Below are 23,888 nucleotides of genomic sequence, written 5' to 3'. Positions count from 1 at the left end.
TTTTTCCATTCCCTTTGCGTAGCATGTGCCACGGGCACGGCCTTATGACCCTTCCGACAACGCCGGGTCGTGCGCACGGCGCACGCTACGCTGCCAGACCAGACAGCGGTTGTTCGCCGGCATCGCGGTGTCCTCGACCAGCACCAGGCCGATACCGCGCGCCAGTGCGTTGACGGCTTCGAAGTCGCGGATGCCGGACGCGGGATCGCGGTCCTTCAACCACTGCTCGAACGCGCGGTTGCTGTCGCTGGTGAAGTCGCCGTCGTAGTTGAAGGGGCCGTAGACCACCAACAGCCCGCCGGGCGCCAGCGCCGTCGCCACACCGGCGAAGAACGCTTCGACCTGCGGCCAGCCCATGATGTGCAGGCTGTTGGCGGTGAAGACGGCATCGAATGTCGCGGCGGGCCAGGGTGCGTCGACATCGAGTTCGACAGCGGGCGGCGTGTTCGGCAAGGCCGCGTCGTCGAGCCACGCCTCGATGCCCGCCAGGTTATCCGCGCGATCGCTGCTCTGCCAGGCCAGCCATGGCATCGCCGCCGCGAAGTGCACCGCGTGCTGGCCGGTCCCGCTGCCGATCTCGAGCACGCGGCGCGTGTCGCCGAAATGCCGCTGCAGAACCTCCAGGATCGGTCCCTGATTGCGCGCGCACGACGGCGCGAACGGCTTCTCCGTCGCCATCACCCGGCCGAACGCACATAGATGCGCTTGACGCCGTTCTCGCCGCCGCGCTCCTCGACGGTGAAGTGACGCGGGTGCGCCTTCACCAGGTCGCTGAGCTTCTTGTGTCCGTACAGCCGGGTGTCGAAGTCCGGCCGCACCTTGTTGAGGTAACTGCCGACGCTGCCGAGGAAGGCCCAGCCCTGATCGTCGCTGGCATCCTCGATGGCCTGGCGGATCAGCTTCAGCGGCAATGATTCGTGCCTGCCCGATTCCACCGCGGGCGCGGCGGTTGGTTCGGCCTGCGTGGCCGGCTTCTTCGCCGCCGGCCTGGCGGTCTTCTTCGCGGGTTTCGGTGGAGACGGCGGCGCAGGCGGTGCCGGTACCTCGCTGCGCAGCACCTCGACGTAGATGAACTTGTCGCAGGCCTGCACGAACGCGTCCGGCGTCTTGCGCTCGCCGAAACCGTAGACGGTCAGCCCTTCCTCGCGCAGGCGCTGCGCCAGGCGGGTGAAGTCGCTGTCGCTGGACACCAGGCAGACGCCGTCGAACCGGCGCGTGTACATCAGGTCCATCGCGTCGATGATCAGCGAGCTGTCGGTGGCGTTCTTGCCGCTGGTGTAGGCGAACTGCTGCACCGGGTTGATCGAGTGCTTCAGCAGGGCCTGCTTCCACTGCGTCATGCGCGTGCTGGTGAAGTCGCCGTAGATGCGCTTGACGCTGGCGACGCCGTACTTGGCGGTTTCCGCCAGCAGGCCTTCGATGACGGCGGGCTGCGCGTTGTCGGCGTCGATCAGCACGGCCAGCCGCGGCTGTTCGTCGTCGTTTTCGGGCCGGGCGACCGGACGGGATTTCATGTGCGCCATTCCTGTGCAGGATCGGGTGCATTGTGCACCACGTCGCCGCGGCATGACCGGCGTCACTTGACGTTGCCTCGCGTGCCGACGACAGTCCGGAGGCTTCCGCTCCAGGACCCGATCGATGCAACGACGCGACTTCCTCGCCCTCGGTGGCCTCACCCTCGCGGGGCTCGCGCTGCCCGGCACGCGCGTCATCGCCGCCGAAGCGCTGCTGGAACCCGGCGACGTGGCGAAGAAGAAGCGCCTGGCCGATGCCGCGCTGGCGGCGGCGACCGCCGCGGGCGCGACCTACTGCGACGTGCGCATCGGGCGCTATCTGCGACAGTCGCTGATCACCCGCGAGGACAAGGTGCAGAACGTGGTGAACACGGAGTCCTCCGGCATCGGCGTGCGCGTGATCGCGCAGGGGGCGTGGGGGTTCGCGGCCACCAACGACCAGACGACCGACGGGGTCGCCGCGGCGGCCCGGCAAGCGGTGGCGATCGCCCGTGCCAATGCGCGCATCCAGGGCAAACCGGTCCAGCTGGCACCGCTGGCCGGTACCGGCGAGGTGGCATGGAAGACGCCGATCGTGAAGAACGCGATGGCGGTGCCGGTGAAGGACAAGGTCGACCTGCTGCTCGACGCCAACGCCACGGCGCTGTCGGCCGGGGCCAGCTTCGCGGCGTCGCGCATGTTCGTGATCAACGAGCAGAAGTACTTCGCCAGCACCGACGGTTCCTACATCGACCAGGACGTGCACCGCATCTGGGTGCCCTTCACCGTGACGGTCGTGGACAAGGCCACCGGCAGGTTCAAGACGCGCGACGGTCTGTCCGCGCCGATGGGCATGGGCTACGAGTACCTGGATGCCAATGCCGCCGACAAGATCGCGCTCCCCGGCGGCATAGTCGCGTATGGCGCGTCCTACGACCTGCGCGAGGATATCGTCGCCGCGGCCAGGCAGGCCCGCGCCAAGCTGACCGCACCGTCGGTGAAGCCGGGCAAGTACGACTTGGTGCTGGACCCGTCCAATCTGTTCCTGACCATCCACGAGAACGTGGGCCACCCGCTGGAGCTGGACCGCGTGCTCGGCTACGAGGCCAACTACGCCGGCACCAGCTTCGCCACGCTGGACAAGCGCGAGCAGCGTTTCCAGTGGGGCAGCCCCATCGTCACCTTCACCGCCGACAAGACCGAACCGCGCAGCCTCGGCGCCGTCGGTTATGACGACGAAGGCGTGAAGACGCGCCGCTGGGACCTGGTGAAGGACGGCGTGCTGGTCAATTACCAGGCCACGCGCGACGAGGTGCACATCCTCGGCGAGGATGCCTCGCATGGCTGCAGCTACGCCGATTCGTGGAGCAGCGTGCAGTTCCAGCGCATGGCCAACGTGTCGCTGGCGCCGGGCAAGGCGCCGCTGACCGTGGCGGAGATGGTCAAGGGCGTGGAGAACGGTATCTACATCCATGGCCGTGGCTCGTACTCGATCGACCAGCAGCGCTACAACGCCCAGTTTGGCGGCCAGCTGTACTTCGAGATCAAGAATGGCGAGGTGACCCGCCAGATCGAGGATGCGGCCTACCAGATCCGTACGCCGGAATTCTGGAACGCCTGCACCGCGATCTGCGACGCGCGCGATTTCCGCCTGGGCGGTTCCTTCTTCGACGGCAAGGGCCAGCCGAGCCAGGTCTCCGCCGTCTCGCACGGCTCGGCGACGACGCGCTTCAACGGCATCAACATCATCAACACCGCGCGCAGCCTGGGCTGAGCCGCCGCACGTCGCAATTCCGTCCGTTGCGCGCCGTACGTATGCCGAAAGTCATTTGACGCTGTCGGCACGCAAGGCAAGAATCGGGGACGACCTGCGCGGGGATGGCGCGGGACCGAGCGTTACCGTCGCAGCCCCGCCTGCCCCGCAGGCCCAACCGGTGGAGAACTGCCTTGCAACGTCGTGATTTCCTGGCCCTGACCGGCCTCACCGTGGGCGGCCTGATGGTGCCGTCCTACTTCGGCAAGGCGATCGCCGCCGAGCAGCTCCAGTCCACCCTCGACGTCGCGTTCAAGAAGCGCCTCGCCGACGCCGCGCTGGCTGCCGCCAGGCAGGCCGGCGCGACCTACTGCGACGTGCGCATCGGCCGCTACCTGCGCCAGTTCGTGATCACCCGCGAGGACAAGGTGCAGAACGTGGTGAACACCGAGTCCACCGGCGCCGGCATCCGCGTGATCGCCAACGGCGCCTGGGGCTTCGCCGCCACCAACACGCTGACCGCCGACGGCGTGGCGGCCGCCGCGCGCCAGGCCGCCGCCATCGCCCAGGCCAACAGCAAGACGCAGACCGCGCCGGTGCAACTGGCCAAGGCACCGGGCTTCGGCGAGGTGTCGTGGAAGACGCCCATCAAGAAGAACGCGATGGACGTGCCGATCAAGGACAAGGTCGACCTGCTGCTGGGCGTCAACGCCGCGGCGATCAACGCCGGCGCCGACTTCGTCAACTCGATGATGTTCGTGGTCAACGAGCAGAAGTACTTCGCCAGCACCGACGGCTCCTACATCGACCAGGACGTGCACCGCATCTGGGTGCCGATGACGGTCACCGCGATCGACAAGGCCAGCGGCAAGTTCCGCACCCGCGACGGCCTGTCCTCGCCGGTCGGCATGGGCTACGAGTACCTCGACGGCGACGCCTCGCAGAAGTACGCCACGCCCAACGGCGTCATCAACTACGGCCTGTCCTACGACATGAAGGAAGACGCCATCGCGTCGGCCAAGCAGGCGCGCGCCAAGCTGACCGCGCCGTCGGTCAAGCCCGGCAAGTACGACCTGGTGCTGGACCCGTCGCACACCTGGCTGACCATCCACGAGTCGGTCGGCCATCCGCTGGAGCTGGACCGCGTGCTCGGCTACGAGGCCAACTACGCCGGCACCAGCTTCGCCACGCTGGACAAGCGCGAGCAGCGCTTCCAGTACGGCAGCGAGCTGGTCAACCTGTTCGCCGACAAGACGCAGCCCGGCAGCCTGGGCGCCGTCGGTTACGACGACGAGGGCGTCAAGACCAAGCGCTGGGACCTGGTCAGCGCCGGCAAGCTGGTCGACTACCAGACCATCCGCGACCAGGCCCACATCCTGGGCAAGACCGAATCCGACGGCTGCTGCTATGCCGACTCGTGGAGCAGCGTGCAGTTCCAGCGCATGGCCAACGTGTCGATGGCGGCCGGCAAGGCCAAGCTGTCGGTGGCCGACATGGTCAAGGACGTCGAGAACGGCATCTATATCATCGGCGACGGCTCGTTCTCGATCGACCAGCAGCGCTACAACGCCCAGTTCGGCGGCCAGCTGTTCTACGAAATCAAGAACGGCAAGATCACCCAGCAGATCGAGGACGTGGCCTACCAGATCCGCACGCCGGAATTCTGGAACGCCTGCACCGCCGTCTGCGACGAGAGCGACTACCGCCTGGGCGGCTCGTTCTTCGACGGCAAGGGCCAGCCCGGCCAGGTGTCCGCGGTCTCGCACGGGTCGTCCACCGCGCGCTTCAACGGCATCAACGTCATCAACACCGCCCGAAGCCTGGGATGAGACCTGTAGAGCCGAGCTTGCTCGGCTGCGTCAGACGTAGGTCCTGCCACACAACGAAGAGCAGCGGAGCGAGCTCCGCTCTACAAGGAAAAACTCCATGAGCATCCTCACCGAAGCGCAGGCCAAGGCCATCCTCGACAAGGTCCTCGCGCTGTCCAAGGCCGACGAGTGCACCGCGTCCCTCACCGGCTCGATCGAAGGCAACATCCGGTTCGCGCTGAACAACGTATCCACCAGCGGCATCGTCAGCAACACCGACCTGGCCGTGCAGGTCGCGTTCGGCAAGCGTACGGGCGTGGCGACGATCAACGAGTTCGACGACGCCTCGCTGGAACGCGTGGTCCGCCGCGCGGAAGACCTCGCCCGCCTGGCGCCGGAGAACCCCGAGTTCATGCCGGCCGTCGAAAAGCAGACCTACACCCCGTCGCCGACCTTCAGCGAGTCCACCGCCGCCATCACGCCGGAATTCCGCGCCCAGGTCGCCGCCGATTCGATCGACCCGTGCAAGGCCGAGAAGCTGATCGCCGCCGGCTTCCTGGAAGACGGCCAGAGCTTCGTCGCCTTCGCCAACAGCAAGGGCAACTTCGGCTACCAGAAGGCCACCGCGTTCAACTACACCTGCACGGTACGCACCGAAGACGGTCGCGGTTCCGGCTGGGTCGGCCGCAACCTGAAGGACGCCAGCGCGTTCAAGGCCGACAGCGACATCCGCACCGCGATGCGCAAGGCCAGCGAATCGGCCGAGGCGAAGGCGCTGGAGCCGGGCAAGTACACGGTCATCCTGGAACCGGCCGCGGCGGCCGGCCTGATCTCCTTCATGATGAACTTCTTCGACGCGCGCCAGGCCGACGAAGGCCGCAGCTTCCTGTCCAAGAAGGGCGGCGGCAACAAGCTGGGCGAACAGGTCTACGATCCGCGCGTCAACATCAGTGCCGATCCGTGGCACCCCGGCGCCGAAGTGATGCCGTGGGACAACGAAGGCCTGCCGCGCGAGAAGATGCCGATCGTCGAGAACGGCAAGGTGGTCAACCTGGAGTACTCGCGCTTCTGGGCGCAGAAGCAGGGCAAGCGCGCGGTCGGCTCGCCGGGCAACCTGCTCTTCGCCGGCGGCACCAAGTCCACCGCCGAACTGGTCGCCGGCACGCAGAAGGGCATCCTGGTCACGCGCACCTGGTACATCCGCATGGTCGATCCGCAGACCGTGCTGCTGACCGGCCTGACCCGCGACGGCACCTTCTACATCGAGAACGGTCAGATCAAGCATCCGGTGAAGAACTTCCGCTTCAACGAGTCGCCGGTGATCATGCTCAACAACATCGAGGAACTGGGCAGGCCCGTCCGCGTGGCGGGCGACGAGTCCAGCTTAGTGATGATGATCCCGCCGATGAAGCTGCGCGACTTCACCTTCACCTCGCTGTCGGACGCGGTGTAAGTGTTCTGCTCCCTCCCCCGTCTGCGGGGGAGGGCTGGGGTGGGGGCCCGACGAAGCCGCCTGCGTTCCGCGCCACGGATCGCGCCGAAGCCCGCTCCTTCTCTCAACGCCTTTCGATGAAACCCCTTTCGCCCTTGCCCCCATCCCAGCCTTCCCCCGCTTGCGGGGGAAGGGGCGGTTCACCGTGGGGATGACGCGCAGCGAATTCCTGAGGCTGTTCGGCGGTGGCTTGGCCGGCGCGCTGCTGGCCGGCGCGCCGCGCCGCGCGCGTGCCGCAGGCAACTACGACTTCTGGTTCACCCGCCTGAAGTACGACTCCGGCGACTGGGACGTGGACGCGCGCATGCCGTCCAACATCATCACCTCGCTGATCGACTACACCAGCCTGCGCGTCGACCCCAAGGAACACGTGCTGGCGCTGTCCGACCCGCGCATGCTGGCGGCACCGTTCTGCTACCTGGCCGGGCACAAGCTGGTGGACTTCAACCCGGCGGAGAAGCGCAACTTCGAGCGCTACGTGCGCAACGGCGGCTTCGTTTTCGTCGACGACTGCAACCACGACATCGACGGCCTGTTCGCCAAGTCGTTCGAAGCGCAGATGGCGGCGATCTTCGGCGCCAGGGCGATGAAGAAGCTGCCCAACACGCACGGCATCTATTCCTCGTTCTTCACGTTCGACGGCCCGCCGGCCACCAGCTTCGAACTCAACGGCTGGGGCGACGACCTGGTGCACGACTACCTGCAGGGCATCGAGGTCGACGGCCGCCTCGGCGTGCTCTACAGCAACAAGGACTACGGCTGCGAGTGGGACTACGACTGGCGCAACAAGCGCTTCCTGGCCGAAGACAATACGAAGTTCGGCGTCAATCTCGTGATCTATGCACTGACGACATGATCCCTCTTCTCCGTAGAGCGGAGCTTGCTCCGCTGCTCTTCGGGCCAGCACCATCGATACCGCAGCGGAGCAAGCTCCGCTCTACGACCTCCACGGAACCCGCATGAACGTCATCACCGAATCCGACCTCCAGCAACAGCTCGCCAAACTGGGTGAACTCCGCGCCGCCATCGGCCAGGCCATCGTCGGCCAGCAGGATGTGGTGGAGCAGTTGCTGATCGGCCTGCTCGCTGGCGGCCACTGCCTGTTGGAAGGCGTGCCCGGCCTGGGCAAGACGCTGCTGGTGCGCTCGCTGGGCGAGGCACTGCATCTGCAGTTCCGCCGTGTACAGTTCACGCCCGACCTGATGCCCAGCGACATCCTCGGTACCGAGTTGCTGGAAGAGGACCACGGCACCGGCCACCGCCATTTCCGTTTCCAGCCCGGCCCGATCTTCACCCACCTGCTGCTGGCCGACGAGCTGAACCGCACGCCGCCGAAGACGCAGGCCGCGCTGCTGGAAGCGATGCAGGAGCGCACGGTCAGCTACGCCGGCACCACGCATGCGCTGCCGTCGCCGTTCTTCGTGCTGGCCACGCAGAACCCGCTGGAACAGGCCGGCACCTATCCGCTGCCGGAAGCGCAGCTGGACCGCTTCCTGCTGCATATCCGCGTGGACTATCCGACCGAGCAGGAAGAACACGACATCCTGGCGCAGACCACCGGTCGGGCCGGCAACGCCGTACCGCGCGTGATGGAAGGCGACGCGGTGCTGGCGCTGCAGAAGCACGTGCGCGACGTGCACGTCAGCGACGACCTGCTGCGCTGGATCACGAAGCTGGTGCGCGCCAGCCGTCCCGGTGATGGCGTGCCCGGGGAGATCCGCAAGTACGTGCGCTGGGGCGCGGGTCCGCGCGCCGGCCAGTCGCTGGTGCTGGCCGCGAAGGCACGCGCGTTGCTGCACGGCCGTCTGGCGGCGACACGCGAGGACATCGTCGCGCTGGCCAGGCCCGTGATGCGCCACCGCCTGCTGCTGTCGTTCGCCGCCGAGGCCGAACAGGTCAGCGCGGACGACGTGATCGCCGCGCTGCTGCGCGGCGTGCCGCTCGCCGCCTGATCGACACCGTGGCGCACGACCTGATCCCCGCCGACGTCCGCAGCCGGTTGAAGGACCTGCGGCTGACGGCGCGCCGCGCCATCGGCGCGCAGGGGATCGGTGTGCACCACAGCCGCAGCCGCGGCGCCGGATTGGAGTTCGCGCAGTACCGCGCGTACGAGCCGGGCGACGAACTGCGCCAGATCGACTGGAAACTGTACGCACGCTCGGACCGCTTCTTCGTGCGCGAAGCCGAACGCGAGAGCCCGCTGACCGTGTGGATCGTGCTCGACGCGACTGCCTCGATGACGCAGCGCGATGGCGTGCGCGGTACGCGTTTCGATGCCGCGCGCCGGCTGGCGGCCTGCATCGCCGAGCTCGCGCTGCGCCAGGGCGACCGCTTCGGCCTGCTGGTGCTGCGCGGCGACGGCGTACGCCTGGTGTCGCCCGGCAACGGCGCACGCCAGCGCGACCAGCTGCTGCTGGCCCTGCACGGCCTGAGTGCGGGCGGCACGTTTCCCGCCGCCGACAAACTCGCACCGGTGTGGGAACGCATCGGCGCCGGCGACCTGGTGCTGGCGCTGAGCGACGGCTTCGACGATGCGATGATCGCGCTGATCGAACGCTTGGCCGCCGCACGCCGTGAGGTGCTGGCGATCCAGTTGCTGACGGCCGAGGAGCGCGACTTCCCGTTCACTGGCGGCCACCGCTTCCGCGATCCGGAGACCGGCGAGGAGCTGCTGGGCGACGCCGCCACGCTGCGCGCCGATTACCTGCAGCGTTTCGCCGACGCGCAGCGCCTGCTCGATGCACGGCTGGATGCCCGCGGCATCCGCCACGCGCGTTACTACACCGACCAGCCGCTGGACCTGCCGCTGCGGCGGCTGTTCGGTGCGCGCGACGCGGCGGAATACGCATGAGCCTGGCCTTGCTGCTGCCCGCCGGACTGGCCGCGCTCGCGGCACTGCTGCTGCCGTTGCTGCTGCACCTGGCGCGCCGCCACGAACAGACGCCGACCGACTTCGCCGCGCTGCGCTGGCTGCGGCAGAAGCCCAAGCCACGCCACCGCATCCGCTTCGACGAATGGCCGCTGTTGCTGATGCGGCTGTTGCTGCTCGCCTTGCTCGCGCTTTGGCTGGCGAAGCCGGTGCTGTCGGGCGCGGACGATACGCGGCCGTGGATCGTCGCCGTCCCCGGGATCGATGTCGCGGCGGTGCGCAAGCAGGCGGGCAGCGCGGACGCACGGCTGCACTGGTTGGCGCCGGACTTCCCATCGCTGGACGAGCCCTCGCCGGCGGGCGTGCTCGCGGTCGGTAGCCTGCTGCGTCAGCTGGATGCCGAACTGCCGTCAGGCCTCCCGTTGACCATCGTCGTGCCGGCGACACTGCAGGGTGCCGATGCCGAACGACCGGTGCTGTCGCGCACGGTGACGTGGACGGTGGTCGACGGGGCGATGGCGGCGGCTTCCTCTCCCGCCTCACCCGCGCCCGCACTCGCCGTGCGCCACGCGACGGGCAACGACACCGGGCTGCGCTACCTCCATGCCGCCGCGCGCGCCTGGCAGCCCAATGCCGACGCACCACCGGCGCTGCAGGTCGGCACACAGGATGAAGCACTGCCGCCGATCACGCGTCCGCTGGTGTGGCTGGTCCCGGGACCGCTCCCTGCCCCGGTCGCGCAGTGGATCGAATCCGGTGGCACGGTGCTGCTGGCGAACGACAGCGCGCTCGACGGTTTCGCGGCCGATGCGACACCGTGGCGAGATGCCGACGGCGCAGCGCTGGTCGAGTCGGCGGCGCGCGGAAAGGGACGCGTCCTGCGCTTCACCCGCCCGCTGCGACCGGATGCGATGCCGGTCCTGGTCGAGGCCGACTTCCCGCACCGGCTGCGCGCCTTGTTCGATGCGCCACCGGTGGCGCCAAGCCGCGTGCTGGCGACCGACTACGCACCCGTCACCGGCAGCGCGACGTATGCCGCCGCACCGCGCGACCTGCAACCGGGGTTGGCATTGCTGATCGCGCTGCTGGCGCTGGTGGAACGCTGGATGGCGACGCGCCGCAGCCGGGGCGTGGCGCCATGACGTTGTCCGCCATGGACCGCCTGACGCAGGTCCGCCGGCATGCGCTGCTCGGGCAACTGCTGCTGGGCGCCGCGATCCCGGTCGCCGTCGGCGGCATGCTGTGGCGCGTCGCATCCCCCGGGATCGCGTTCGCTGTCGCCATCCTCGGCATCGTCCTGCTCGCGTTCCTCGCCTGGCGGCGGACGCGCACGTTCGATACCACTTGGCTGGTGCGCCAACTGGATGCCCGCCGCAAGGATCTCGACGACAGCGCCGACCTGCTTTGGGCGCCCCCCGCCTCGTTGACGCCGCTGCAGCAGCTGCAGCAATCGCGCGTGCGCGAACGCCTGCGCGCCCAGCCGGCACCGGACCTGCGCGCGCCATGGCCCTGGCCACGCATCGCCGCGCTGTGGATCGCGGCCAGCGTCGTGATCGCGACAGCGCTGCTGTGGCCCGCACGCACCGGCGAACCCGGCACGCTCCAGCCCTCGGACGAGCCGGCTCCCGCCGCGCCCGGCATTCCGCATCTCGTCGCGCAGCGCCTGCACGTGATGCCGCCCGCCTACACCGGGATCGCGGCGCACGACGAGACCGCGCTCGATGCGAAGGCGCCGGCGGGTTCACGGCTGGCGTGGACGCTGCGCTTCGAACCGCAACCCGCCTCGGCCACGCTGGTCTTCCACGACGGCCAACGCATCGCGCTGTCGCGCGACGGCGACACCTGGCAGGCCACGCATGTGCTGGCGAAGTCGACGCTGTACCGCGTGGTCGCCGCGGGCACCGAAGACCAGCCGCCCACGAAGCTGCGCCGGCTCGATGCGATCCCCGACCGCGCGCCGGAGGTCAAGGTGCTGGCGCCGGACCGCGGACTCAGCCTGGTGACGGTCGGCCAGACACGCTGGCCGCTCTCGTTCGAAGCGCGCGACGACTACGGTATTGCCCCGACCGCCACCCTGAAGCTGACGCTGGCGCAGGGCAGCGGCGAGAACATCGCCTTCAAGGAACAGGCGATGACGCTGCGCGGCACGGGTCCGGCGACGGCGCGCCGCTTCACCGCCTCGCTGGACCTGAAGGCCCTGGGCATGGCGGTGGGCGACGATCTGATCGCCCAACTGACCGTGCAGGACACGCGCTCGCCGTCGCCGCAGCGCGCGCAGAGTCCTGGTCTGATCCTGCGCTGGCCGGCCGACCTCGGCCAGGAGAGCACGGGACTGGAAGGCCTGGTGAAGAAGGTGATGCCGGCCTACTTCCGCAGCCAGCGCCAGATCATCATCGACGCCGAAGCGCTGCAGAAGCAGAAGCGCAGCCTGGCGGCGGATACGTTCGTCGCCCGCGCGGACGCGATCGGCGTGGACCAGCGCATCCTGCGCCTGCGTTACGGCCAGTTCCTCGGCGAGGAAGCCGAAGGCGAGCCGCAGCCCCCGCCGACCAACGATACCGACGACGGGCACGCGGACGACGACGGCCACGATCATGGGCACGACACCGCACAGGCCGACGAGGGCCACGGTCACGGCGAAGCCACCAGCGCGACCGGCGCCAGCTTCGGGCGCGAAGCCGATGTGCTCGAGGCGTATGGCCACACCCACGACCACGCCGAAGCCGCGACGCTGCTCGATCCGGAGACGCGCGCCACGCTGAAGAAGGCGCTGGACCAGATGTGGCAGTCCGAACTGCACCTGCGCCAGGGCCATCCGGACCAGGCGCTGCCGTTCGCCTACAAGGCGCTCGAGTACATCAAGCAGGTGCAGCAGGCCACGCGCATCTACCTCGCGCGCGTGGGGCCGGAATTGCCGCCGATCGACGAAACACGCCGGCTCGGCGGCGACCGCACCGGTATCGCGCCGCGCGCGCTCGGCGCGCTCGAGCGACCGAAGGACGACTATGCCGCACCGGTGCGTGTCTGGACGGCGCTGGCGAACGATGCGGCAGCGGCCGAGACGGCCGATCTCGATGCGTTGCAGGCCTGGCTGCGGACGAACGAAGCACGCATGCCGGATGCGCTGGACCTGTTCGTCGCCATCGACGAGGTCCGCGGCGATCCCGCTTGCGCGCCGTGCCGCCAGCGGCTGCGTGCGCTGCTGTGGTCGGCGTCCGCGCAACCGCCGGCGCAGGTACCGCGGCGTGGTGCAGCGGACGCCGCCGGCCGCCGCTACCTGGATGCGTTGCGGCAGGAGCCGGCGCGATGAACCTGTCCGCTTCCCTGCCAATGCTGCTCGCCGTGCTGCTCGCGCTCGCCGTGGCGATGGCCTGGCTGCGCCTCGCGCTGTGGCGCCGTCGTGCGCCGCAGGACCCTCGGGGGTCGTCGGCGCGATTCGCGCTGCTGTGCCTGCTGCAACCCGTCGTTGCGTTGCTGCTTTACTTCACCCTGCTGCCACCGCGACAGACCGCCACCACCGGCACGCTGGTGGTGATGACCGCGCGGGCGGACCGGGTCGCCGTGCCTGCGGCGCTGCAGGGCCAGCCGCGCGTCGCGCTGCCCGAAGCGCCGGCCGGCCTCGATGCGGAGCGCGTGCCCGATCTCGGCACCGCGCTGCGCCGTCACCCCCAGGCCGGCAGGCTGCACATCGTCGGCGACGGCCTGGAAGCGCGCGACCGCGATGCCATTGGCGATCGCGGACTCGCGTTCTCCGCGACGCCACTGCCGCGCGGCCTTGTGCGGCTGGCGACGGTCGCGCCCGTCGCCACGGGTGCGACCTTCATCGTCAACGGCCGCGTACACGACGTGCCGCAGGCGACGGTGGTGTTGCGCGATCCCGCCGGCCAGCGCATCGGCGCGACCGTGCCGGATGCGCAGGGCGGTTTCCGCCTCGACGGCGTGAGCCGCCTGCCCGGTCCGGCGTCGTTCCGCATCGAGGTGCTGGATGCGAAGCGGGCCGTCGTCGACACCGCGACCGTGCCGGTGTGGACGCAGCCGGCGTCCGCGCCGCGCGTATGGGCACTGGCCGGAGCGCCGAATGCGGAATGGAAGTACCTGCGCCGCTGGGCCGCCGACGCGGGCGTTCCACTGCACCTGCAGATCAGTCTCGGCGGCGGCCTGCAGCTGGGCGATGCGCCGCTGCCGATGACGGCCGACACGCTGCGCCGCTTCGATCTGGTCCTGCTGGATGCACGCAGCGCCGCGTCGCTCGGCGACGGTCAGCGTGCGGCCCTCACGGCGGCGGTCCGCGATGGCCTGGGCGTGCTGGTGCGCACCGATGGCGCGCTGGCGCCGGGCGTGCAGCGCATGCTCGGCCTGGCGCTGGCCGGCAGCGAAGACGCGCAGTTCCAGCTACCGCGTCCCGCGCCCGACGACGATGCCTGGCGCGCACGTCGCGGCGCCGGGACCGCGGATGCGCCGGTCGATGCCGATGCGGTGCCCGCCGGCCTGCCGACGCTGACGCGGCGGGCACTGCGCACCGCATGGCCGGACGCGATCCCGCTGCTGCGCGCAGCCGACGGTACGGCGATCGCGTGGTGGCGAGCGGAAGGGCGCGGCCGCATCGGCGCATGGACGCCGACCGACACCTACGCACTCGCACTGGCCGGCCACGCCGATACGCATGCCGTGCTGTGGTCACAGGCGCTGGGCACGCTCGCGCGCACGACCCCGGGTGCGGCGCCGGCGATGCCGGACGATGCGCGCGTCTCGCAGCGCGTGACGCTGTGCGGCCTCGCCGACGATGCGCAGGTCGCGGCGCCGGATGGCACCGTCACCCGCCTGCAGCGCGACGCGGCGACCGGTACCGCCGGCTGTGGCGGCTTCTGGCCGCGCATGGCCGGCTGGCACCAACTGGCGAGCGGCGACACGACCGCATCCTTCCACGTGCGCGCGACGGACGATGCCCCGCTGCTCCACGCCATGGCGGTGCGCGAACAGACCCTGCCGCTGGCATCGCACTCCGCGTCCGGGAACGTCGCTTCTTCGGCGACGGAAGGCGCCCGCGGGCCGGCATGGCCCTGGTTCCTCGGTTGGCTGTTCGCCGCCGGCCTGCTCTGGTGGCTGGAGCGGCGGCGTCCCGTGACGGTTTGAGAAGTCCGCGTTTCCGGCCCGCTCGCGGGTAGCCTGTCGAACCACGCTTTTCCACGGCAAAGCAGGGCTGGCTTGATCTGCCGCGATCGACAGGCACACCGTCCCACGACCTCACCACGAACGGAGTCGAAGCGGCCACGCGTGATCGAAGGACCGTTCGGATCCTGCTTAACGACTCTCGAATGTCCGATGCGTAATCTCTCCTTCAGACCCCTCTTCCGGAGCTCCGCATGATCCGAACCGCGATCCCCGCCCTGCTGCTGACCTTGTCGCTGGCCGCGTGCTCCGCGCCCGACGCGGACGAGCAGACCGCCGCCGCCGAGCAGTCGCAAGCCGCCGCCACCGAAGCCGCCGAGCCGGCGCCTGCGGAACCGGCACCGACCGAACTCGCCGGCAGCTGCGACGACACCCAGGCGCAGTGGATCATCGGCAAGACCGCGACCGAGAAGGACATCGAGCAGGCGAAGAACGACAGCAAGTCCGACGCCGTGCGCGCGCTCAAGCCGGGCGATGCCGCGACGATGGACTTCAATCCGAACCGCCTGAACATCATCCTCGACGACAAGGGCGCGGCGACCTCGGTCAACTGCGGCTGACCGCCCTACGACCGCTTTCGACGACGAGCCGCCTGTGTCCACGCAGGCGGCTTTTTCATGCGCGGAGAATCGCGGCCGACGCCTGCCGGAAAGTTGCCGTTGCAACCAACCAGTGGCGCTAGATAGGTGTTGTTGCGGCATCGCAACAACTGTGATTTAGTCGGGCTTCCGGTGACATTTCGAAGTGCCGCTGCGTGGGCAGGGCACGGTGTCGCCGTCACTCCGGTTTGAGGCAACACATGGCCCCTCGCAATCGCCAAGGCGGCTTTGACCAGGGTCTTTACGACCCCAACGACGAGCGCGACGCCTGCGGTTTCGGCATGATCGCGCAACTCGACGACCAGCCGTCGCGTGCGCTGGTCGATACCGCCATCGCTGCGCTGTCGCGCATGACCCACCGTGGCGGCGTTGCCGCCGACGGTCTCACCGGTGACGGCTGCGGCCTGCTGATCCGCAAACCGGACGTGTTCCTCCGCGCGCTCGCCGCGGAAGCCAATATCGCCGTCGGCACGCGCTTCGCTGCCGGCCTGGTGTTCCTGCCGCACGACGAGGCGCAGGCCGCGCAATGCCGCGCCACGCTGGAAGCCGAACTGTTCCGCGCCGGTACCACCCTGAAGGGCTGGCGCGTGCCGCCGACCAACGACAGCGTCTGCGGGCAGCTGGCGAGGGACACGCTGCCGCGCATCGAGCAGGTGTTCGTCGACGCCGGCGAGGACCAGAAGGATGAGGCGTTCGGACTGGCGCTGTTCCTCGCGCGCCGCCGCAGCGAACAGCAGCTGCGCGTGTCGGCGCCCGACTTCTACGTGGTCACGCTGTCGCCGCATGCCATCGGCTACAAGGGCATGGTGTTGCCGGACAAGCTGGCGGTGTTCTTCGCCGACCTGCAGCGCCCCGAGCTGGCCAGCAGCGCCGTCGTGTTCCACCAGCGCTTCTCGACCAACACGCTGCCGCGCTGGCCGCTGGCGCATCCGTTCCGCCTGCTCGCGCACAACGGCGAGATCAACACCATCGAGGGCAACCGCCGCTGGGCGCAGGCGCGCAGCAAGGTGTGGAAGACCCCGCGCTTCGACATCGGCGAATTCGACCCGGTCATCTCGATGCACGGCTCCGACTCGCAGAGCCTGGACAACATGCTGGAGCTGCTGGTCGCCGGCGGCATGGAGCTGATCCAGGCGCTGCGCATCCTGGTGCCTCCGGCGACGCAGTCGCTGGAGTTCAAGGACGCCGACTTGGCCGCGTTCTACGAGTTCTATGGCCTGAACACCGAACCGTGGGACGGCCCGGCCGGCATCGTCTCGATGGATGCGCGCTATGCGGCGTGCACGCTGGACCGCAACGGCCTGCGCCCCGCGCGCTGGATGCTGACCAGCGACCGCCACTTCATCGTCGCCAGCGAAGCCGGCGTGTGGGAAGTACCGGCCGAGCGCGTCACCCGCAAGGGCAAGCTCGGCCCGGGCGAGATGATGGCGATCGACCTGCGCCGCGGCGACCTGCTCGACAGCGAGGCGGTGGACCGCATCAACCGCGGACGCGCGCCGTACAAGCAGTGGCTGCAGCAGGGCGTCACCTACCTGCAGACCGAGCTGATCGATCCCTCGCTGGTCGAGGAGCCGTTCGACGAGAAGACGCTGCGCGGCTACCACAAGCTGTTCCAGCTGACGACCGAGGAGGTCGAACAGGTGCTGCGCCCGCTCGCCGAGACCGAGCAGGAAGCCACCGGCTCGATGGGCGACGACACGCCGATGGCGGTGCTCAGCCGGCAGACGCGGCCGCTGTACGACTATTTCCGCCAGGCGTTCGCGCAGGTCACCAATCCGCCGATCGATCCGTTGCGCGAAGACTGCGTGATGTCGCTGACCACCCAGCTGGGCCGGGAGACCAACATCTTCCACGCCGGCGCGGAGACGGTGAACCATGTCATCCTCAACTCGCCGGTGCTGAGCCAGCGCAAGCTGCGGCAACTGCTGAAGATGCCGCAGTACGTCGAGAAGAACCGCCTGATCGACCTGTCGTACGCACCCGAGGAAGGCCTCAAGGCCGGACTTGAACGGATCTGCCGCGAAGCCGAGCAGGCCGCGCGCGACGGCGACGTCATGCTGCTTCTGTCGGACCGCTACCCGCAGCCGGGCCGGCCGATGGCGCACGCACTGCTCGCGACCGGCGCGGTGCACCACCACCTGTGCCGCGTGGGCCTGCGCTGCGACGCCAACCTGATCGTCGAGACCGGCACCGCGCGCGACCCACACCACATGGCGTGCCTGATCGGCGTCGGCGCGACCGCGGTGTATCCGTACCTCGCATACCAGACGCTGTTCGACCTCGGCCGCCGCGGCATCCTGCAGATCAAGAAGGGCGGCGAACAGGCGCAGATCGGCCGCAGCTACCGCAAGGGCGTCTACAAGGGCCTGTCCAAGATCATTTCGAAGATGGGCATCTGCACCATCAGCAGCTACCGCGGTGCGCAGCTGTTCGAGATCGTCGGCCTGGATCCGGACGTGGTGGACCTGTGCTTCGCCGAAACCCCGGCGCGCATCGGGGGCGTCGGTTTCGAACGGCTCGACCTGGAAGCGCGCCAGCTGGATGCGCGCGCGTGGGACGACCGCCAGTCGCCGGACGTCGGCGGCCTGCTGAAGTACGTGCACGGCGGCGAGTACCACATGTACAACCCGGACGTGGTGATGACGCTGCAGCGCGCGACGCGCACCGGCGATGCCCGCGACTGGCAGGCCTACGCCGACGTGGTGAACTCGCGCCCACCGTCCGCGCTGCGCGACCTGCTGCAGCTGAAGAAGGCCGACGCGCCGACGCCGCTCGACGAGGTCGCCGACGCGTCCGACCTGCTGCGCCGCTTCGACACCGCCGCGATTTCGCTGGGCGCACTGTCGCCGGAAGCGCACGAGGCGCTGGCCATCGCGATGAACCGCCTTGGCGGCCGCAGCAACTCGGGCGAAGGCGGCGAAGACCCCGCGCGCTACGGCACCGAGAAGCGCAGCAAGATCAAGCAGGTCGCGTCCGGCCGCTTCGGCGTCACGCCCGAGTACCTGGTCAACGCGGAAGTGCTGCAGATCAAGGTCGCGCAGGGCGCCAAGCCCGGCGAAGGCGGCCAGCTGCCCGGCCACAAGGTCAACGACCTGATCGCGCGCCTGCGCTACGCCAAGCCCGGCATCGGCCTGATCTCGCCGCCGCCGCACCACGACATCTATTCGATCGAAGACCTCGCCCAGCTGATCTACGACCTCAAGCAGGTCAACCCGACCGCGCTGGTGTCGGTGAAGCTGGTCAGCCACGCGGGCGTCGGCACGATCGCCGCCGGCGTGGTGAAGGCGGGCGCGGACCTGATCACCATCTCCGGCCACGACGGCGGTACCGGCGCCAGCCCGGTCAGCTCGATCCGTTACGCCGGCGTGCCGTGGGAGCTCGGCGTCGCCGAGGCGCACCACGCGCTGGTGGTGAACCAGCTGCGCGACCGCACCGTGCTGCAGACCGACGGCGGCCTGAAGACCGGGCTGGACGTGGTGAAGGCCGCGCTGCTCGGTGCCGACAGCTTCGGCTTCGGCACCGGCCCGATGATCGTGCTGGGCTGCAAGTACCTGCGCATTTGCCACCTCAACAACTGCGCCACCGGCGTGGCCACCCAGGACGAGCGCCTGCGCACGCAGTACTTCACCGGCCTGCCGGAGCGCGTGGAGAATTTCTTCCGCCTGCTGTCCGAGGAAGTGCGGCAGTGGCTGTCGTACCTGGGCGCGCGTTCGCTGGACGAGATCGTCGGCCGCACCGACCTGCTGCAGCAGATCGACGCGTCGCCGCGCGAAGGCGTCAACATCGACCTGTCGCGCCTGCTGAAGGGCGCACAGTTCGACAGCAGCGCCTGCGCCGCACAGCGCCTGTACGAATCGCCCGACAGCCTGGCCACGCAGCTCGACGGCCTGCTGGCCGAACCGATCCGCAGGAAGAGCGGCGGCGACCACCGCTTCCTGATCCACAACACCGACCGCAGCATCGGCACCCGCCTGTCCGGCGCCATCGCGCGCCAGCACGGCAACCAGGGCATGGCCGACGCGCCGTTGAACCTGCGCTTCCGCGGTACCGCCGGACAGAGCTTCGGCGCGTTCAATGCCGGCGGCCTGCAGATGGAGCTGGAGGGCGAAGCGAACGACTACGTCGGCAAGGGCATGGCCGGCGGCCGGCTGGTGGTGCGTCCGCCGCGCGGCGCGCGCTTCGAGGCCCGCAACACGCCGATCATCGGCAACACCTGCCTGTACGGGGCGACGGGCGGCGAACTGTTCGCCGCGGGTCGCGCGGGCGAGCGCTTCGGCGTGCGCAACTCCGGCGCGCTGGCGGTCATCGAGGGTGCCGGCGACCACTGCTGCGAATACATGACCGACGGCATCGTGCTGGTGCTGGGCAAGGTGGGGCTGAACTTCGGCGCCGGCTTCACCGGCGGCCTGGCCTACGTGCTCGACCTGGACCGCGATTTCGTCGATCGCTACAACCACGAGCTGATCGACATCCACCGCATCAGCCCGGAAGGCTTCGAGAGCCATCGCCAGCACCTGCACACGCTGATCAGTCGCCACCGCGAGCTGACCGGCAGCATCTGGGCGCAGCAGATCCTCGACGAGTTCCGCGACTACGTGGGCAAGTTCTGGCTGGTGAAGCCGAAGGCCGCGAGCATCGATTCGTTGAACGAAACGTTGAGGCGCGCGGCATGAGTGCGTCCCGCCATCATGAAACAGCCCCTTCCCCCGCCCGCGGGGGAAGGTTGGGATGGGGGCAAGCCGAAGACCGTGAGCGCGTGCGCCCCGTCTCGGCTCGAAGCCGACACTCGAAACGCGTGCTGCCCCAGCTCGATCCTGGCTCCGGTTGTCCCCCCACCCCATCCCTCCCCCGTGAACGGGGGAGGGGGCAGAGGCCGTCCCCATGAGCAAGAAGCAGGTATTCCAGTTCCTCGACCTGCCGCGGACGATGCCGCAGCGCATTCCGCTGGAACTGCGCACGGGCGGCGACTGGGGCGAGCTGTACGGCAAGTTCGGCAAGGACGAGGCGCAGTACCAGGCCGGGCGCTGCCTGGACTGCGGCAATCCGTACTGCAGTTGGAAGTGCCCGGTGCACAACGCGATCCCGCAGTGGCTGCAGCTGGTGCAGGAGAACCGCATCGAGGAAGCCGCGGCGCTGTGCCATTCCACCAACCCGCTGCCGGAAGTCTGCGGCCGCGTGTGCCCGCAGGACCGCCTGTGCGAAGGCAGCTGCACGCTGGAGGAATTCGGCGCGGTCACCATCGGCGCGGTCGAGAAGTACATTGTCGACACCGCGCTGGCGAACGGCTGGCGTCCCGACCTCAGCGACGTGCAGCCGACCGGCAAGCGCGTCGCCGTGATCGGCGCGGGCCCGGCCGGCATCGGCTGCGCGGATCGCCTGGCGCGCGCCGGCATCCAGGCGGTGGTGTACGACCGCTACGAACAGATCGGCGGCCTGCTGCAGTTCGGCATCCCGACCTTCAAGCTCGACAAGAGCGTCATCGCTACGCGCCGCGAGGTGCTGGAAGGCATGGGCGTGGAGTTCCGCCTCGGCGTGGAAGTCGGCCGCGACATCACCCTGGCGCAGCTGCTGGAGGAGTACGACGCCGTGTTCCTCGGCACCGGCGCCTACCGCTACACCGATGGCGGCCTGCCGGGCCAGGACCTGGAGGGCGTGCTGCCGGCCCTGCCCTTCCTGGTGCAGAACGGCCGCATCGTCGGCGGCAACGATCCATGGGGCCGCCCCATCGCCGGCTGGGAAGACAAGCTGGCGCTGCCCGACCTGCATGGCAAGCGCGTGGTCGTGCTGGGCGGCGGCGACACCGGCATGGACTGCGTGCGCAGCGCGATCCGTCTGGGCGCCGCCAAGGTCACCTGCGCCTACCGCCGCGACGAGGCCAATATGCCCGGCTCCGCGCGCGAAGTCGCGAACGCGCGCGAGGAAGGCGTGCGCTTCCTGTTCAACCGGCAGCCGCTCGCCGTCGTGGCGGGCGAGGACGGCACCGTCGCCGGTGTGCAGGTGGTGGAAACCAGGCTCGGCGAGCCCGACGAGCGCGGCCGCCAGAACGCGGTGCCGATCGAAGGCAGCGAGTCGGTGCTGGACGCGGACGTGGTGATCATCGCGTTCGGTTTTTCGCCCACCGTGCCGGCGTGGCTGGCCGAGGTCGGCGTCGAAGGCACGCCGAACGGCCGCATCGTCGCCGGCGGCGGCGACCGCCTGCCGTTCCAGACCACGCACCCGAGGCTGTTCGCCGGCGGCGATGCCGTGCGCGGCGCGGACCTAGTGGTCACCGCAGTCGCCGAAGGCCGCGACGCGGCGGCGAGCATCGTCACCCTGCTTTCGTAGAGCGGAGCTTGCTCCGCTGCCTTTGCCTCTGAGGCCATGCGGAGCCGAGCAAGCTCGGCTCTACGCTAGACTCGTCGCTCCGCCTTCATCCGATCGAACATGCGCCTGGGCCTGGCCGCCAACCGCCTGCACCACCACACCGAGGACGCCGCGCTGTTCCGCTGGCTGCGTGCCTGCGAACCCGGCATCCGCGAGCTCGGCCTGGGTCTGCACGTGGTGGGACGCACCCACGATGCGATCGCCGCCGCGGGCATGCTGCGCGGCTACGACGGACTGAAGCGCTATCCGTACGGCCGAGAGGGCGGCCTGATGAAACTGGTGGCGGAAGTGGTCGGGCTGGAAGGCGCGGAGCGCAGCCTCGACGGGGCGATCTACTTCATCGATCCCGTGGATCCGTCTTCGATCTTTCCCGAAGCCATCGCGCTGAAACGCCAGTGCGTGATCCACGGGAAGCCGTTCCTGTCGACGGTGGCGTCAGCACGCGACTGGGTGGAAATGGAGCGCATCCACGCCGGTTTCGCACCGGACCCCGGCGCGGACCGCTTCCATGCACTGGAATCGCAGACGCTGGCGCTGATCGCGCACGATGCGATGAAGCCGCAGATGCTCGCGTTCGCCGACATGCATTTCGACGTGCTGTCGCGTTTCGCGCACCGCATGGCCACCGGCACCACCGGCGCGCGGCTCAACGAGCTGGCCTGGAGCCGCGGCTGGCCGCAGGACACGCCTTGGGTGGAACGCTTCCAGAGCGGCCCACTCGGCGGCGACGCACAGATCGCCGATCGCGTGCTGGAGCATCGCTGCCAGCGGGTCATCTTCTTCGAGGATCCGCACGTCGCGCGCCAGCACGAGGCCGACATCCAGCTGCTGGAACGCGCGGTGACCACGGTCACCGACGAGGCGGTCTGTACGACGTCGCTGGCCGTGGCGAAGCGCTGGTGCGAGGCGGTCGGCCAGCGCTTGCTACTTGTAGGAGCGACGTAAGTCGTGACTGCACGCCAAAACATTCTGTGGTGTCTTCTCCAGGATTGACCCACACCACAACCCGGTTTCGTTCTCGCGGTCGCGACTTACGTCGCTCCTACAGAAACAGCAGGAAAGAATGAACGCCCCACCCCGTCACCTCCTCAAAGACCTTTCCCTCTCCGCGATCGCGGCGGGCTTCGTGACCGTGCTGGTCGGCTTCGCCAGCTCGGCGGTGATCGTGTTCCAGGCCGCGCAGTCGCTGGGCGCGTCGCCGGAGGAAATCAGTTCGTGGATGTGGGCGCTCGGCCTGGGCATGGGTCTGACCTGCATCGGACTGTCGCTGCGCTACCGCATGCCGGTGGTGACCGCGTGGTCCACGCCCGGTGCGGCCATGCTGATCAGCAGCGCGGCCGGGCTGCCGCTGTCCGACGCCATCGGCGCCTTCCTGCTGTCGGCACTGCTGATCGCGGTCTGCGGCTTCTCCGGCTTCTTCGAACGCATGATCAGCCGCATCCCTGTGTCGCTGGCGTCGGGCATGCTGGCCGGCGTGCTGCTGCGCTTTGGCATCGATGCGTTCGCGGCGATGAAGACCCAGCTGGGCATGGTGCTGACGATGTTCGCGGTCTACCTGCTCGCACGCCGTCTGTGGCCGCGTTATGCGGTGATCCTGACGCTCTTGGTCGGCATCGCCTTTGCGGCAGGACTCGGCCTGCTGCGCGTGGAAGGGCTGTCGCTGCAACTGGCGAAACCGATCTTCACCGTGCCGACGTTCTCGTTCGCGGCGGTCATCGGCATCGCGCTGCCGCTCTTCATCGTGACCATGGCCTCGCAGAACGTGCCCGGCGTGGCGGTGATCCGCGCGTCGGGATATCCGATCCCGATCTCGCCGGTGGTCGGCTGGACCGGCGTCACCAACCTGCTGCTGGCGCCGTTCGGCGCGTTCGCGCTGAACCTCGCCGCGATCACGGCGGCGATCTGCATGGGACGCGAGGCGCACGAGGATGCGGCGCGGCGCTACGTCGCGGCCATCGCCGCCGGCGCGTTCTATCTGGTGGTGGGCCTGTTCGGCGCGACGGTGGCGGCGCTGTTCGCGGCGTTTCCGAAGGAACTCATCCTGGCCATCGCCGGCATCGCGCTGCTCGGCACGATCGGCAACAGCCTGGCCGCTGCATTGCGCGAAGAAGCGGATCGCGAACCGGCGCTGGTGACGTTCCTGGTCACCGCATCCGGGTTGTCGCTGGCCGGCATCGGCTCGGCGTTCTGGGGACTGGTGGCGGGCGTCGTCACGCTGCTGGCGTTGCGTCGTCGCTGAGCGTTGTTCGCACACGGCTCACGCAGGTGAACACCGTGTGGAGTGTTCATTTCCAGCGCATGGGATTCACCTGCGGATGATGGAAGCGCGGGCAGCATCGTCG

General features: G+C 69.2%; 16 protein-coding genes. 14 read left to right on the top strand and 2 right to left on the bottom strand.

Annotated features, from left to right (window positions below; translation table 11 throughout):
* Positions 1–42 precede the first annotated feature (42 nt).
* Together AC1Q5B_RS04825 and AC1Q5B_RS04820 are read right to left on the bottom strand one after the other, a co-directional pair.
* Positions 43–678 carry a DUF938 domain-containing protein gene (locus tag AC1Q5B_RS04825; RefSeq protein WP_492630585.1) on the bottom strand — a complete coding sequence of 212 codons (636 nt, stop codon included), beginning with the start codon at positions 676–678 and terminating at the stop codon, positions 43–45.
* A complete protein-coding gene (locus AC1Q5B_RS04820; protein WP_492630584.1) occupies positions 678–1,514 on the bottom strand; it encodes an NYN domain-containing protein in 837 nt (278 codons plus the stop codon). The genes AC1Q5B_RS04825 and AC1Q5B_RS04820 overlap by 1 nt, the downstream gene beginning before the upstream one ends.
* A 124-nt stretch (positions 1,515–1,638) precedes the next feature.
* Here AC1Q5B_RS04820 and AC1Q5B_RS04815 point away from each other — a divergent pair, with 124 nt between their 5' ends.
* From AC1Q5B_RS04815 to AC1Q5B_RS04750, 14 genes are all read left to right on the top strand, one after another.
* Positions 1,639–3,267, top strand: coding sequence for a TldD/PmbA family protein (locus AC1Q5B_RS04815; protein ID WP_492630583.1), 1,629 nt, complete (start codon positions 1,639–1,641; stop codon positions 3,265–3,267).
* Between the two features lie 173 nt (positions 3,268–3,440).
* Positions 3,441–5,075 carry a TldD/PmbA family protein gene (locus tag AC1Q5B_RS04810; RefSeq protein ID WP_492630582.1) on the top strand — a complete coding sequence of 545 codons (1,635 nt, stop codon included), beginning with the start codon at positions 3,441–3,443 and terminating at the stop codon, positions 5,073–5,075.
* A gap of 97 nt (positions 5,076–5,172) precedes the next feature.
* Positions 5,173–6,507: a TldD/PmbA family protein gene (locus AC1Q5B_RS04805; RefSeq protein WP_492630581.1), complete on the top strand. Its 1,335-nt coding sequence runs from the start codon at positions 5,173–5,175 to the stop codon at positions 6,505–6,507.
* 190 nt (positions 6,508–6,697) lie between these two features.
* Positions 6,698–7,402 carry a DUF4159 domain-containing protein gene (locus AC1Q5B_RS04800; RefSeq protein WP_492630580.1) on the top strand — a complete coding sequence of 235 codons (705 nt, stop codon included), beginning with the start codon at positions 6,698–6,700 and terminating at the stop codon, positions 7,400–7,402.
* A 103-nt stretch (positions 7,403–7,505) separates the two neighbouring features.
* The gene (locus AC1Q5B_RS04795; protein ID WP_492630579.1) at positions 7,506–8,498 is read left to right on the top strand and encodes an AAA family ATPase; all 993 of its coding nucleotides are present in this window, start codon (positions 7,506–7,508) and stop codon (positions 8,496–8,498) included.
* Between the two features lie 8 nt (positions 8,499–8,506).
* Positions 8,507–9,397 carry a DUF58 domain-containing protein gene (locus AC1Q5B_RS04790; RefSeq protein ID WP_492630578.1) on the top strand — a complete coding sequence of 297 codons (891 nt, stop codon included), beginning with the start codon at positions 8,507–8,509 and terminating at the stop codon, positions 9,395–9,397.
* Complete coding sequence (locus tag AC1Q5B_RS04785; protein ID WP_492630577.1) at positions 9,394–10,557, top strand: BatA domain-containing protein; 1,164 nt, start codon at positions 9,394–9,396, stop codon at positions 10,555–10,557. Before AC1Q5B_RS04790 ends, AC1Q5B_RS04785 begins: the two co-directional genes overlap by 4 nt.
* Entirely contained in the window at positions 10,554–12,725 is a 2,172-nt protein-coding gene (locus AC1Q5B_RS04780) for a hypothetical protein (protein WP_492630576.1), read from the top strand. Before AC1Q5B_RS04785 ends, AC1Q5B_RS04780 begins: the two co-directional genes overlap by 4 nt.
* On the top strand, positions 12,722–14,548 hold the full coding sequence (locus tag AC1Q5B_RS04775) for a carboxypeptidase regulatory-like domain-containing protein (protein WP_492630575.1): 1,827 nt from the start codon (positions 12,722–12,724) through the stop codon (positions 14,546–14,548). The genes AC1Q5B_RS04780 and AC1Q5B_RS04775 overlap by 4 nt, the downstream gene beginning before the upstream one ends.
* Positions 14,549–14,778: 230 nt before the next feature.
* Positions 14,779–15,144, top strand: coding sequence for an I78 family peptidase inhibitor (locus AC1Q5B_RS04770; RefSeq protein WP_492630574.1), 366 nt, complete (start codon positions 14,779–14,781; stop codon positions 15,142–15,144).
* 239 nt (positions 15,145–15,383) lie between these two features.
* Complete coding sequence (gene gltB / locus AC1Q5B_RS04765; RefSeq protein WP_492630573.1) at positions 15,384–19,856, top strand: glutamate synthase large subunit; 4,473 nt, start codon at positions 15,384–15,386, stop codon at positions 19,854–19,856.
* A gap of 208 nt (positions 19,857–20,064) precedes the next feature.
* Positions 20,065–21,507, top strand: a complete 1,443-nt coding sequence (locus AC1Q5B_RS04760; protein WP_492630572.1) for an FAD-dependent oxidoreductase — start codon at positions 20,065–20,067, stop codon at positions 21,505–21,507.
* Between the two features lie 99 nt (positions 21,508–21,606).
* On the top strand, positions 21,607–22,491 hold the full coding sequence (locus tag AC1Q5B_RS04755; protein ID WP_492630571.1) for a methylglyoxal synthase: 885 nt from the start codon (positions 21,607–21,609) through the stop codon (positions 22,489–22,491).
* A 118-nt stretch (positions 22,492–22,609) separates the two neighbouring features.
* Positions 22,610–23,785, top strand: a complete 1,176-nt coding sequence (locus tag AC1Q5B_RS04750) for a benzoate/H(+) symporter BenE family transporter (RefSeq protein ID WP_492630570.1) — start codon at positions 22,610–22,612, stop codon at positions 23,783–23,785.
* Positions 23,786–23,888: the final 103 nt, after the last annotated feature.

It is taken from the genome of Pseudoxanthomonas sp. GW835-FHT14C01 (assembly GCF_058793715.1).
This window is presented reverse-complemented; position numbering and strand designations above follow the sequence as displayed.